Origin of the sequence: Symbiopectobacterium sp. RP (assembly GCF_050472005.1) — a bacterium.
Lineage (GTDB): Bacteria > Pseudomonadota > Gammaproteobacteria > Enterobacterales > Enterobacteriaceae > Symbiopectobacterium.
In genome coordinates, this window is record NZ_JBGOGS010000001.1 from 444,427 (window position 1) to 457,256 (window position 12,830).

Sequence of the window (12,830 nt, forward strand, 5' to 3'; positions counted from 1 at the left end):
GTTGAATAAATCAGAACTTGTAACGACTGCGCCCCATACGGGTCGATTGTTACGTGATGCGAATACTGTTCGGCATTCCTAATAGCGTGATCAGGTTAAGCGCTTTGACCATGGCCATGGCTTCACCCACCTGACCATCGTAGTCTCTCAGACTTAGATGACCACCCAGAAGCTTTTTGAACCGGAACATGGCCGTTTCAGCCACTGAGCGCCGGTGATAGCCCACTTTCTTTTTCCAGATAGCGTTACTACCGCTAATGCGCTGATTTGCAACAGCGTGGTTACGCTCGTGGTAGCGATCTTGCCAATATTGCGCCCCCCTTCGTGGCGGGATAAGCGGCCTTATTTTCTTCCTCAGCAGAGCATCATAGTAGTAAACTGTATCCTAAGCGCCGTCAGCCGATGCCTCTCTGATTTTCCGGTGGGTCTGGTTTATCAGCGCCGGTAGAGCTTGGGCATCAGTCATACCACTGAGCGACAAATCCGCACAGATAATCTTATGCGTCACACTGTCTACTGCCAGGTGCAGCTTACGCCATACCCTGCTTCTGTCGACACCATGCTGCCGGACTTTCCATTCACCTTCGCCAAAGACCTTCAGGCCGGTTCCATCAATGACCAGATGTGAGATTTCACCACGGGTTGGCGTTTTTATGCTGATGTTCACTGTCTTTGCTCGCTTGCTGAGCAGCGAATAGTCTGGACAATAGAGCGACAATTTAATCAGTTTAAAAATCGAGTCACCAAAGCCCTGTAAAGCCCTCAATGAAAGGCCAAACACGCGTTTCATCATCAGGACTGTGGTGATGGTCATATCTGAGTAGTGGAGCGGTCGTCCACGCCGTTCAGTAGTGTTTTTTTCCGTCCATGCAGCAATGGCTGATTCATCTAGCCATACGGTTAGAGAACCGCGCTGCTTGAGGGCCTTGTTATAAGAGGGCCAGTTGGTGATTTTAAAATTTTGTTTTGCCATGGAGACCTGATTTTGAAACAACTGTGTTGATCTGCTCCGATGATTACCCAAAAGTTCTATTTATTCAACAAAGCCGTTACTCTTAACAAAAGGGCGAACGAACTGTGGGGAAATCAACTTTGCCTCATGGCCTAAATCAGCGACTCGGCGAGCCATGAAGTGTGCACCGCCGCAGGACTCCATCACCACGATCGCCGACTTGCAGGATGCAAGAAAATGAATCAGCTGAGTGCGGGAAAACTTTTTACGCAGCAGCGCATGACCTTTTTCGTTCTGACAGTGAACGTGGAAGGAATGTTTACCGAGATCGATACCAATAAGCGTAACGTTTTGCATGATGATCCCCTTCAGAAAGAAAAACACCCTGTTAGCGTACCGCTCACAGGGTGGGGGTGACCATCTCATTAAGTGTACTAGCTCAGACCTGAGCTGACAGTTACCGATTATTTATACAGGTGTCTGTCAGATTACATCTGGTTCAGATCCTTTTCTGCCCAGATCCGTTTTCCATCGAGTAAAGTGGCCATCGGCGTACGCCCGCAGCACATTTTTCCCTGATGAGTTCGCTCAGTATTGTAATGCCACAACCAGTTGTCCAGATCTACCTGCAGACTTTCCAGGTCTCCATATAACTTCTTGCGGAACGTAACCTGATAAAAATCCTGCAAAATGGTTTTATGGAAGCGCTCGCAGATGCCGTTCGTCTGCGGAGACATCGCCTTCGTTTTCGTATGCTCGATATCGTTGATAGCCAGATAAAGCTGATAATCATGCTGCTCCACTTTACCACAGTACTCCGTACCCCTGTCGGTCAGTATTCTCAGCACCGGCAGTCCCTGAGCCTCGTAGAACGGGAGTACGCTATCATTGAGCAGGTCGGCGGCGGTGAGTGGTGTTTTATTCGTATACAGCTTGCAGTGTGCCACTTTCGAGTACGTATCCACGAACGTCTGCTGGTAGATACGGCCCACCCCCTTCAGATTGCCCACGTAGAAGGTGTCCTGCGAACCCAGATACCCGGGATGTGCCGTCTCGATTTCACCGCAGGCCTCATCATCGTGCGCCTTCTTCTCCAGGGCTGCGATTTGAGCGTCGGTAAGGACAATGCCTTCTCTGGCGACCTTTTCCTCAAGCGCCTTCAGGCGTTTACGGAAGTTCTCCAGGTCGTGTCGTTGCCAGATGGAGCGCACGCCGCTGCCGGAGATAAACACGCCTTTTTTACGCAGCTCATTACTGGTCCGGTGCTGCCCATGGGGCGGGAACTCAATAGCATAATCAACAACCGTGCGTTCAGTGGTTTCGTCGGCGCGGTTCTTCAGGTTCGGAACCCGGCGGTTCTGGTTAACCAGCGCATCAATGCTGCCTTCAGCAGCCAGTTCCTGATAACGGTAAAATGTATCGCGTGACACGCCCATGCTCTTGCAGGCTTTTGATACGTTACCGAGTTCTTCGGCGAGATTGAGCAGGCCGGCTTTGTGTTTGATAATGGGATTGTTAGTATGAAGCATGAGAGTTACCTCGCGTTTTGTTTAAGGATTAGACACCCATATCAAAACCGGTAACTCTCAACCTTTCAAGGTCCAGTGTCAGATCTAGTCGCGACTAATACACATTAAGCCCCCTGTCAACCGTTAGGCTGACAAGGGGCGGTACTGCGTGGCGTGAGGCTATTTCACGCTGTGCGACAGATCGCTGGCAATATGCACCGTTTCTTCCAGATAGGCATCCGGAGCCTGATAATCCTTGGGTAAATCATCCAGAGATTTCAGTGGTTTTTTACCTTCGCGTTTGAAACGTTCGTTAAGACGATTCAAACGTAATGCTTCGTCGTCGTTATTCTCTTTTTCACGCTGTGCGTAATTAAGGGAAACGATATTACGTTTCTCTTTATTGGCGTTGTAACGGGCAACATCCTGAATGATATATTGGAACTCAGGATCTTTGGCAATACGCGACTGGTGCTGCTCTTTCAGCGCACTGATATAGGATTTCAGATCCCCCAGCTTGCCATAGCGTGCCGCATTGATGCTGTCCCAGATCAAGGCGTTATCTTCAAATTTCTCACCGATTTCAACTGCCTCTGTGCCCGTCGGCATCAGAATATCCGGCGTGACACCGCGCAGCTGCGTGCTGCCGCCATCAATACGGTAGAACTTCTGAATGGTGTAGGAGACGGAACCTAATCCCGGCCACGCCGGATGCAGCATCTGATCGTAAATACGGTTCAAGGAGCGATACTGTTGCACCGTGCCTTTACCAAAGGTTGGTTCACCCACAATCAATGCACGGCCATAGTCCTGCATGGCGGCAGCGAAAATCTCTGATGCCGACGCACTGAAACGATCGACCAGCACGACCAGCGGACCTTTATAGTAGACCACGCCATCGGTATCGCTGTCTTCACGCACCTTGCCGTTGTTGTCACGGATTTGCACCACAGGGCCGCTGGGAATGAACAGACCGGAAAGCCCTACCGCTTCAGTCAGCGCACCGCCACCGTTGCCACGCAGGTCAATCACAATGCTGCTGACATTCTGTTTTTCCAGCTTTTGCAATTGCACTTTGACGTCATCCGTCAAGCCCACGTAAAAACTGGGAATATCTAGCACCCCGATGGTCTCTTTGCCCACGGTTTTAACCGACATTTTCACCGCGCGATCTTCCAGACGAATACGCTCACGGGTCAAAGTGACCGTTTTGGTTTTGGTGCCTTTGCCACCGGGCAAAATTTCAAGCCGCACCTTGCTGCCTTTGGGACCTTTAATCAACGCCACCACGTCATCAAGCCGCCAACCGATCACTTCTACCATCGGTTTGCCGTTTTGTCCGACGCCGACAATGCGATCGCCAACAGTGATACTTTTACTTTTTGCCGTCGGGCCACCCGCCACCATGGAGTTTATGACCGTGTAATCATCATCCATTTGCAACACTGCACCGATACCTTCCAGAGAAAGGCTCATGTCAGTGTTAAACTGTTCCGTATTACGCGGTGATAAATAGCCGGTATGGGGATCCATTTCTCGCGAAAACGCATTCATCACCAGTTGAAAAACGTCTTCACTGTTGCTCTGCGCCAAACGACGGATGGCAAACTGGTAACGCTTGGTGAGCGTTTCCTTGATCTCTTTATCATCTTTACTGGTGAGTTTTAACGTCAGCCAGTCATATTTCACTTTGGCATCCCACAGGCGGTTCAGCTCACCGACATTTTGTGGCCACGGCGATTTGCTGCGATCCAACTCAATGGTGTCTGTTCCTGTGAGATCAATGGGTTTCTCTAATACGGAGAGGGCATATTGCAAGCGCTCGAAACGGCGTTTTTGCGCCAGATTGTAGAGCGCATAGGGCACGTCCAGTTTGCCGCCTTTCAGGTCTTCACCCAACTGCCCTTTTTGATTGGCAAATTCGGCGATATCGGAGGCCAATAGCACGTTATGGCTGTAGTCCAGCATGTTGAGATAGCGGTTGAAAATTTTCTCGGAAAATTGTTCATCGAGCGCTATCTGCCGGTAGTGCGAGCGTAAGAAACGCAATGTAATGCGATTGCTCTCGGTGGCATGCTGAAGTTCCTGGTGCAGTTGGGGAATCTGATCTGCACGCGTGATCATCTCACTGCGCGAGACAGGTGCTTCTTTAGCCACGCTCACGCCTGCGCCTGCGAGCAATGCGGCAGCAAGCACCGTCATTCGGATTAATGTGTTCATGCCCTGGTTGGCCCTCCGTATCAGAACTGCAAGTGTTCTGCGCGCACAATCATTGCCAGACCGGAAGCCAGTTGAACCCGAACTTCACCTTTGGCAATCTCAAGCACCGTAGCGTCCATGGCATCTTTGCCCGCTCTGACTTTGATCTCTTGACCAATTTTCAGGGCAGTAATATCCGTCACGTTAACACGCTGCGGTTGCGGCGCACGCTCGGTAGCCGCTTTGGGCTGGCGAGGCGCAGAAGCACGCGGCGCAGTGGAACGAGGTTGACGCGGAGCACTGTCGGCTGCTGGGCGCTCGCGACGCGGGGCAGGTTTACGCTGACGCGCAGGTTGATCGGTAGTTTCACCCGCAGCGCGACGTTTTGCTTGCTGCTCAGCTCGCTGCGCCTGAACGCGCGCTTTCGCTTCTTCCAACTGCTTGCGAGCGTGATCGACATGCTGCTGTTCCAATTCACCGCACGGATTGCCATCCAAATCCACACGTTGGGCACCCAGCTTGATGCCGTACAGGTAACGCCAGCTGGAGGTATAAAGGCGCAATGCAGAACGCAATTGCGTTTTACTCACACTGTCAGTCTCTGACACACGCGTGACAAGATCCTGAAAAATACCGATTTTCAAAGGCCGAGTGTCACCTTCAGTGGTGAAACAAAGCGGAAACCGTTCTGCCAAAAAGGCAATGACATCTTTACTACTGTTCAACTTAGGTTGATTTTCCATGAAATTTCCTGATTACAACGGGTTTGCCAACCAGCGCAGGCATGAACAGGCGACATTATAATGACGCCATCAGCAATTGCTACGTTATCCTTCTCTCTGCGTGAGAGAATTGATAAAAATCAGCACATCACTCTGTTGCAATTGTGCGCAGAGCACGGCGACCAGCGCTTTAAGACCTTCTTCGTCAAAACGCGCATAGGACGTGCTATCAATATCCAGCACGCCAATCAGCTGGCCGTTCACAGAAAGCGGCAACACGATCTCGGCATTACTGGCGGCATCGCAGGCGATGTGACCAGGAAAAGCATGCACATCATCGACACGTTGAATGCGGTTCTCCGCTATCGCGCGCCTACAAACGCCTTTGCCCGCAGGAATGCGCACACAGGCAACCCGGCCTTGATGGCCCAAGAAACAGCGTGTCATCATCCAGAAGATAAAAACCCGCCCAATTGACGCCCTCCAGGCGCTCAAACAGAAGCGCACTGCTGTTGGCCAAAATAGTGACAAAGCGGCGTTCACCCGTAATCAGTGCGGCAAGATCCCTATAAAATGATGGTTTGTTCATAAATAATAATTCAGTTTTTCCAAATACCGAAGTACGCCCCCCTAACCGATTGACGCAACAAGCATCGATAACTCAGGGGCATCATCCCACAATGTCAATCACCCTGCCTGACAATACTGGCAAGGTCTCCACAAGAGAAGAAGGATATACGCTTTTGCGTTTTTATTCACATAAACGTGACAGGATGCATTGAGACATACTGCACAGCATGCCACAACACCATTCACTTCGTCAGCGTATTGCGCACATTTCATTCCCCTGCCCTAGCATCCGATTTTCCTGAAACCGACCCTACACATTCAATTACCGTGCACGCCCGGAAGTAGGCTATGATGCTGACGACCTTCACAGCGCAATCCGGTGTAACCACTCTCTCTTTTTTTGCTTGTGCCCATTTATGCTCAATGGGGTTAAGATCTGGCGAATATGTAGGCAAATACTCCACCATATACCCTGCATCGATGATGACTTGTTGAATATTATGTTTTTTGTGAAAAGTTGCATTGTCCATCACGATTACACTGTTTTTAGGGAGTACTGGGATAAGGACTTGTGTGACCCAGGAATAGAAAACATCGCTGTTAATATTGATATCAAATAATCCGATAGCAAACAGCGTTGTGCCTAATAAAGCGCCGATAACATTTGTTCTTCCCTTGGCTCCCTAGTTCTTCAGGCATAGGTATCTACACATCATAAAGGGTTAAAAACCACCATAGCTAAGTGGGCAAGTTCTTCCGGGGTATAGTCTGCTAATAACGTCAAGGTATTTAGCAGGATGGATAGTCCGGCAAGCAGCGCTGGGGGGCTTTCTTTACGCCCTCGTTTTTGTTGTCGTCCGGATAATCGGCAAATTAACTGACGGGCTGCCGCATTGTCGTCTCCTTCAACGCGTTGCAGCCGCCATACCAGCACACATGCCATGCTAGCTATCAATAACCTGCGTAGCAGTGCACCAGCACTGCGCTGAAGCCATTTTTCTACATCACAATCGGCACCTTTCAGCAGCTTAAAAAAGGATTCAATACCCCAGCGCCAGTAATATAGCCAAACGACTTAATTTTGATTACATTATTTAAATGAGCTATTCAATTGATTTTAGACGTAAAGTGATATCTACACGGGAAGAAGAAGGGTTGAGTATCCGAGAAACAGCGAAGCAATTTCGGATTGGCCCTGCCTCTGTATCGCGTTGGATTAATCAAATAGCGTCAAAAGCATCGACCACGCGTCAGCGAAAGAGCGATAAATCCGAGTTGATAAAAGATGTTGAACCATATCCAGATGCTTACCAAAAAGAACGTGCAGAGCGTTTTGGCGTTTGTCAGAAGGCCATTTGGCAAGCTCTTAAAAAGCTGGGATTGACCTATAAAAAAAACTCTATGTCATCCGAAAGCCGACGAAAGCGCCCGGCAATCATTTCAACAAAAAATACAACAGTATGAAAAAGAAGGCAAACCTATTGTTTTTATTGATGAAAGTGGTTTTCCACACGATACCCCACGGGCTCACGGCTATTCCCCAAAAGGTCAACGGTGTTTTGGGCTGAAGAACGGGGGAGCCAAGGGAAGAACAAATGTTATCGGCGCTTTATTAGGCACAACGCTGTTTGCTATCGGATTATTTGATATCAATATTAACAGCGATGTTTTCTATTCCTGGGTCACACAAGTCCTTATCCCAGTACTCCCTAAAAACAGTGTAATCGTGATGGACAATGCAACTTTTCACAAAAAACATAATATTCAACAAGTCATCATCGATGCAGGGTATATGGTGGAGTATTTGCCTACATATTCTCCAGATCTTAACCCCATTGAGCATAAATGGGCACAAGCAAAAAGCAAAAAAGGAGAGAGTGGTTGCGATACAGAGATTTTGTTCTCAGTCCATATGGTGTAATAAAAATTAAGTCGCTTGGCTATACCAGCGAGCGACTTCCGCGCTGGTGATCTCGTTGCTAACGTTTGTGAGCAGCGTCCAGCGTCCGATAAATTTATCGTGAGTATCGGTAAGGCGAACCACAACTAATCTGAGTGTCAGAGCTATAGCCAACCGACATTATTTTGATAACAGCCAGCTATGCTTTTTTGCCGCATATCAGGGTATCTGTTGTAATCATTTTTAAGTCGGTTGGCTATACGCCTAGCTGAACTTTCACTCGCCGTCCGGTGTTCTTGTCTTTCCGCTTCGCTTTTGCTGTTCGCGTTATGATCACGGATGTTTCCCCGATCTCCATATTGGCTTTTTTCCCTTTCCAGCCAACCTGTCCGTTTGCGATAAATGGCAGATCGTCTGCAATTTCACCAATTTTACGGGTGTCACCGCCCCACTCGGCCCGATGCCCTTCCTTTCCCCGGATAAGCCAACATATTTCCTGGGAGCTTAATGTGCGCATATGCCCGATAGAGTCACCTTCACGGTCAATGAGATGAACTAACTTCTTCCCGGTATCAAGAGACTCAACGCGGGCGATATCAGCCGTCAAAGCATCCATATGAGTCAGACTCTCAGACAAGCCCTCGGTTAGCGTTGAATGACAACCCGCCCTATCGGTTAGAGTTTGAGACAGGGGCGCTATTGGTAAACCATTTGCAGCATCAAGCAGTAGGCGGGTTTGTAGTTCATAACCGACGTCGCCACCATGCGTCATTTTCAAACGTTCTTCTTTCCCATTGTGGGTACGAAACTGTAAATGAGAGCAGTCGTGAACGACGGGAGCGTATGGATGCGGGCTAAGTGCAACCTGCCGGAGAGCCAGCGAAATAATCGGTTCATTGAGCTGACTGAAGCTAATACGTTCATTATTAAAAAAACGCCAAACGGCCTGAGTAGTGGCGAATGTTGTTTTCTGCGCGCAGGCAAGGTCTTTAACGGCTGACGCCAATGGTGCTGCGGGAGTCATGTGTTGCTTAAGCAGACGCTGATAACGCCGGTTAAGGCGGGCCTCAATCCCGCCGATGGATAAGTTGAGATCATGCAGCAACGTAATAGCAGATATTGCCAACCTACTTAAAAATGATTATAGCCAATGCCCTGATATGTGGCAAAAAAATACAGCTAATTGTTATCAAAATAATGTCGCTTGGCTATAACATTGGCTATCGTGATCGGCCAGATAGATAGAACAGACTTCCGTATCCATCGCCTGGCAGGTCTCATTGACCAACAGATCCAGCGCATCATTTAAGCGCGATGCCGCCGCCACTTTCTCAACGATTTCTTGCAAACGCGTGAGCATGATGAGCGCGACTTATCCTCTTTTGCGCCGAGGCACCGAAGGCGCCCTCGCCGCGGCGTTCTCTTGCAGTTGTATAACCGGGCTGATAAATTCCTTCATCACCCGACGGTAAACGTCGCGTTTAAACGACACCACCTGACGCACAGGATACCAGTAACTCACCCAGCGCCAGCCATCGAACTCCGGCGTGCCGCTGCTTTGCATATTGATATCAGATTCGTTGCACATTAACTGTAGCAGAAACCACTTCTGCTTTTGACCGATACAAACCGGTTTTGTATCCCAACGCACCAAACGTTTTGGTAATTTGTAACGTAACCAGCTACGGGTTGAAGCCAGAATACGGACGTCCTTTTTCCTGAGTCCCACTTCTTCAAACAGTTCGCGATACATGGCCTGTTCAGGGCTTTCACCCGGGTTGATGCCCCCTTGCGGGAACTGCCAGGAGTGCTGACCATAACGGCGCGCCCAGAGCACTTCAGCAAGCCGATTGCAGATTACAATACCAACGTTAGGGCGGTAGCCATCATCATCGATCACCGGACTACCTCGAAAACTTTCAATGCAAAGATAACCTGATTGTTTCACACTCCCGTCACCCGGTAAACTCCTGCTTAACGGCATTGATTCTACGAATAACCTGCGGCTAACCCACAGAAAGGGGAAGAGTTATAAACAGCGTGCATCAGGCATAGTGCTTTTATTCACTATTTTTGTGGATATCACTGTGCATAACCAAATGAAAGCATGCGGAAAACATTTTCTCTGTCGTTAAAATCGCAGCGAACAACCTCAAAATTCTTCCTTTATTTTCAAAAAAATACCGATTTAACCCACGACATATTCACTGCAAATAAACCACACAGAAAACAGCTGTCCGGCGGAGTGGTGAAAGATTGCTCCATGACGGTTTTATCCACAGACGCAGCGCAAGAATCGCATAATATAGCTAAACGACTTAATTTTGATTGCATTATTTAAATGAGCTATTCAATTGATTTTAGACGTAAAGTGATATCTACAGGGGAGGAAGAAGGGTTGAGTATCCGAGAAACAGCGAAGCAATTTCGGATTGGTCCTGCCTCTGTATCGCGTTGGATTAATCAAATAGCGTCAAAAGCATCGACCACGCGTCAGCGAAAGATCGATAAATCCGAGTTGATAAAAGATGTTGAACCATATCCAGATGCTTACCAAAAAGAACGTGCAGAGCGTTTTGGCGTTTGTCAGAAGGGCATTTGGCAAGCTCTTAAAAAGCTGGGATTGACCTATAAAAAAACTCTACGCCATCCGAAAGCCGACGAAAGCGCCCGGCAAGCATTTCAACAAAAAAACAACAGTATGAAAAGAAGGTAAACCTATTGTTTTTATTGATGAAAGTGGTTTTCCAGACGATACGAGCCTGTTTAAGATTTTGTGTAAATGCCTTTCCTCAGAAGTGACCGTCAAGGCGGTCACCGAACTCGATAATAAAGCGACTCATTGCCATACGCCAGTCCTGTAAGGGCATCGTCCATTTCTGTGATGCCGCCTGGATTGCCAGCCATACGACTTTCTTCACCGAGTCATCAGTCGGGAACACCTTGCGTTTCTTGATTGCATGCCGGAGCACGCTGTTCAGTGATTCTATAGCGTTCGTCGTGTAGATTACCTTGCGAAGTTCCTGCGGGTACGAGAAGAATGTCGACAGGTTGGCCCAGTTTGACTGCCAGCTCCGGCTTATCTGCGGATAGCGGTGATCCCATGTTCCACCGAACGTCTCCAGCGCCTGAAGCGCGGCCTCTTCGGCTGGAGCCTGATACACTGCTTTGAGGTCGCGTGTTACCGCCTTATAGTCCTTCCAGGCAACGAAGCGCAGACTGTTGCGCACCATGTGCACGATGCACAACTGGATGCGGGCTTCCGGGTAGACCGTGTTGATGGCATCCGGGAACCCTTTCAGGCCGTCCACACAGGCAATGAGGATGTCAGTCAGGCCACGGTTTTTCAGTTCTGTCAGCACGTTCAGCCAGAACTTTGCGCCTTCATTTTCGGCCAGCCACATCCCCAGTAGCTCTTTCTGGCCTTCGATATTGATACCCAGCGCCAGGAGCACAGACTTATTGATAACGCGGCTGTCCTGCCGGACTTTCAGAACGATACAGTCAAGGTAAACAATGGGATAAACCGCATCCAGGGGGCGATTTTGCCATTCAACAACCGGCTCCATAACGGCATCGGTGACCTTCGATACCAGGGCGGGTGAGACATCCGCGTCATACAGCTCTTTGAACGCAGCGGCAATTTCGCGGGTGGTCATCCCTTTGGCATATAGCCAAGCGACTTAATTTTGATTACACCATATGGACTGAGAACAAAATCTCTGTATCGCAACCACTCTCTCTTTTTTTGCTTTTTGCTTGTGCCCATTTATGCTCAATGGGGTTAAGATCTGGCGAATATGTAGGCAAATACTCCACCATATACCCTGCATCGATGATGACTTGTTGAATATTATGTTTTTTGTGAAAAGTTGCATTGTCCATCACGATTACCCTTTTTTTAGGGAGTACTGGGATAAGGACTTGTGTGACCCAGGAATAGAAAACATCACTGTTAATATTGATATCAAATAATCCGATAGCAAACAGCGTTGTGCCTAATAACGCGCCGATAACATTTGTTCTTCCCTTGGCTCCCCCGTTCTTCAGGCCAAAACACCGTTGACCTTTTGGGGAATAGCTGTGAGTCCGTGGGGTATCGTGTGGAAAACCACTTTCATCAATAAAAACAATAGGTTTACCTTCTTTTTCATACTGTTGTATTTTTTGTTGGAATGCTTGCCGGGCGCTTTCGTCGGCTTTCGGGTGACGTAGCGTTTTTTTATAGGTCAATCCCAGCTTTTTAAGAGCTTGCCAAATGGCCTTCTGACAAACGCCAAAACGCTCTGCACGTTCTTTTTGGTAAGCATCTGGATATGGTTCAACATCTTTTATCAACTCGGATTTATCGATCTTTCGCTGACGCGTGGTCGATGCTTTTGACGCTATTTGATTAATCCAACGCGATACAGAGGCAGGGCCAATCCGAAATTGCTTCGCTGTTTCTCGGATACTCAACCCTTCTTCTTCCCGTGTAGATATCACTTTACGTCTAAAATCAATTGAATAGCTCATTTAAATAATGTAATCAAAATTAAGTCGTTTAGCTATATCGGCGCTTTATTAGGCACAACGCTGTTTGCTATCGGATTATTTGATATCAATATTAACAGTGATGTTTTCTATTCCTGGGTCACACAAGTCCTTATCCCAGTACTCCCTAAAAAAAGGGTAATCGTGATGGACAATGCAACTTTTCACAAAAAACATAATATTCAACAAGTCATCATCGATGCAGGGTATATGGTGGAGTATTTGCCCACATATTCGCCAGATCTTAACCCCATTGAGCATAAATGGGCACAAGCAAAAAAAGAGAGAGTGGTTGCGATACAGAGATTTTGTTCTCAGTCCATATGGTGTAATCAAAATTAAGTCGCTTGGCTATACATTGGCGGGATAAACAAAAAAATACGCTATGAATCATGCTATTATTGTTTTCCTTTCGGCACGGCAGCGCCCTGTTGAAAAACCTGATG

The 12,830-nt window shown here is 48.1% G+C and carries 12 protein-coding genes and 5 pseudogenes; 4 read left to right on the forward strand and 13 right to left on the reverse strand.

From position 1 onward, the window contains the following. Window positions 1–49: 49 nt before the first annotated feature. The 8 genes and pseudogenes from ACD630_RS02800 to ACD630_RS02835 form a co-directional block, all read right to left on the reverse strand. A pseudogene (locus ACD630_RS02800) lies at window positions 50–973 on the reverse strand (IS5 family transposase). Window positions 974–1,048: 75 nt separating this feature from the next. Beyond that, window positions 1,049–1,309, reverse strand: a pseudogene (locus ACD630_RS02805) (IS110 family transposase); the annotation flags it as partial. Between the two features lie 131 nt (window positions 1,310–1,440). Continuing rightward, window positions 1,441–2,481: an IS481 family transposase gene (locus ACD630_RS02810; protein WP_430358049.1), complete on the reverse strand. Its 1,041-nt coding sequence runs from the start codon at window positions 2,479–2,481 to the stop codon at window positions 1,441–1,443. A gap of 159 nt (window positions 2,482–2,640) precedes the next feature. Beyond that, complete coding sequence (gene prc / locus ACD630_RS02815) at window positions 2,641–4,680, reverse strand: carboxy terminal-processing peptidase (protein WP_430358050.1); 2,040 nt, start codon at window positions 4,678–4,680, stop codon at window positions 2,641–2,643. A gap of 20 nt (window positions 4,681–4,700) precedes the next feature. Further along, window positions 4,701–5,402, reverse strand: a complete 702-nt coding sequence (proQ, locus tag ACD630_RS02820) for an RNA chaperone ProQ (RefSeq protein WP_430358051.1) — start codon at window positions 5,400–5,402, stop codon at window positions 4,701–4,703. 84 nt (window positions 5,403–5,486) lie between these two features. Next, window positions 5,487–5,970: pseudogene (locus ACD630_RS02825) on the reverse strand (GAF domain-containing protein). 250 nt (window positions 5,971–6,220) lie between these two features. Next, window positions 6,221–6,616, reverse strand: a pseudogene (locus ACD630_RS02830) (transposase); the annotation flags it as partial. A 47-nt stretch (window positions 6,617–6,663) separates the two neighbouring features. Continuing rightward, window positions 6,664–6,894: a hypothetical protein gene (locus ACD630_RS02835; protein ID WP_430358052.1), complete on the reverse strand. Its 231-nt coding sequence runs from the start codon at window positions 6,892–6,894 to the stop codon at window positions 6,664–6,666. A 155-nt stretch (window positions 6,895–7,049) separates the two neighbouring features. On the opposite strand from ACD630_RS02835, the gene ACD630_RS02840 reads away from it, so the two are divergent. Further along, window positions 7,050–7,415, forward strand: a complete 366-nt coding sequence (locus ACD630_RS02840; protein ID WP_430358053.1) for an IS630 transposase-related protein — start codon at window positions 7,050–7,052, stop codon at window positions 7,413–7,415. Then, window positions 7,339–7,872, forward strand: coding sequence for an IS630 family transposase (locus tag ACD630_RS02845; RefSeq protein WP_430359865.1), 534 nt, complete (start codon window positions 7,339–7,341; stop codon window positions 7,870–7,872). Before ACD630_RS02840 ends, ACD630_RS02845 begins: the two co-directional genes overlap by 77 nt. A gap of 6 nt (window positions 7,873–7,878) precedes the next feature. Here the strand turns inward: ACD630_RS02845 and ACD630_RS02850 are convergent, their stop codons facing one another. From ACD630_RS02850 to rppH, 3 genes are all read right to left on the reverse strand, one after another. Further along, complete coding sequence (locus ACD630_RS02850) at window positions 7,879–8,025, reverse strand: hypothetical protein (protein WP_430358054.1); 147 nt, start codon at window positions 8,023–8,025, stop codon at window positions 7,879–7,881. 82 nt (window positions 8,026–8,107) lie between these two features. Next, window positions 8,108–8,956 (reverse strand): hypothetical protein, encoded by an 849-nt coding sequence (locus tag ACD630_RS02855; RefSeq protein WP_430358055.1) that lies wholly within the window; start codon window positions 8,954–8,956, stop codon window positions 8,108–8,110. Window positions 8,957–9,223: 267 nt separating this feature from the next. After that, window positions 9,224–9,751 carry an RNA pyrophosphohydrolase gene (gene rppH, locus ACD630_RS02860; protein WP_430358056.1) on the reverse strand — a complete coding sequence of 176 codons (528 nt, stop codon included), beginning with the start codon at window positions 9,749–9,751 and terminating at the stop codon, window positions 9,224–9,226. 441 nt (window positions 9,752–10,192) lie between these two features. Between rppH and ACD630_RS02865 the strand changes: the two genes are divergently transcribed. Next, window positions 10,193–10,567, forward strand: coding sequence for an IS630 transposase-related protein (locus tag ACD630_RS02865; protein ID WP_430358057.1), 375 nt, complete (start codon window positions 10,193–10,195; stop codon window positions 10,565–10,567). Window positions 10,568–10,643: 76 nt separating this feature from the next. Here ACD630_RS02865 and ACD630_RS02870 read toward each other — a convergent pair. Continuing rightward, window positions 10,644–11,525, reverse strand: a pseudogene (locus tag ACD630_RS02870) (IS256 family transposase); the annotation flags it as partial. A 19-nt stretch (window positions 11,526–11,544) separates the two neighbouring features. Beyond that, a complete protein-coding gene (locus ACD630_RS02875; RefSeq protein ID WP_430358058.1) occupies window positions 11,545–12,366 on the reverse strand; it encodes an IS630 family transposase in 822 nt (273 codons plus the stop codon). A gap of 18 nt (window positions 12,367–12,384) precedes the next feature. Between ACD630_RS02875 and ACD630_RS02880 the strand changes: the two genes are divergently transcribed. Then, a complete protein-coding gene (locus tag ACD630_RS02880; protein WP_430359866.1) occupies window positions 12,385–12,726 on the forward strand; it encodes a transposase in 342 nt (113 codons plus the stop codon). Window positions 12,727–12,830 lie beyond the last annotated feature (104 nt).

Coding starts and splice junctions, on each gene's coding strand:
- ACD630_RS02810 (WP_430358049.1), bottom strand. CDS start 2,481: ATGCTTCATACTAACAATCCCATTATCAAACACAAAGCCGGCCTGCTC.
- prc (WP_430358050.1), bottom strand. CDS start 4,680: ATGAACACATTAATCCGAATGACGGTGCTTGCTGCCGCATTGCTCGCA.
- proQ (WP_430358051.1), bottom strand. CDS start 5,402: ATGGAAAATCAACCTAAGTTGAACAGTAGTAAAGATGTCATTGCCTTT.
- ACD630_RS02835 (WP_430358052.1), bottom strand. CDS start 6,894: ATGGCATGTGTGCTGGTATGGCGGCTGCAACGCGTTGAAGGAGACGAC.
- ACD630_RS02840 (WP_430358053.1), top strand. CDS start 7,050: ATGAGCTATTCAATTGATTTTAGACGTAAAGTGATATCTACACGGGAA.
- ACD630_RS02865 (WP_430358057.1), top strand. CDS start 10,193: ATGAGCTATTCAATTGATTTTAGACGTAAAGTGATATCTACAGGGGAG.
- ACD630_RS02875 (WP_430358058.1), bottom strand. CDS start 12,366: ATGAGCTATTCAATTGATTTTAGACGTAAAGTGATATCTACACGGGAA.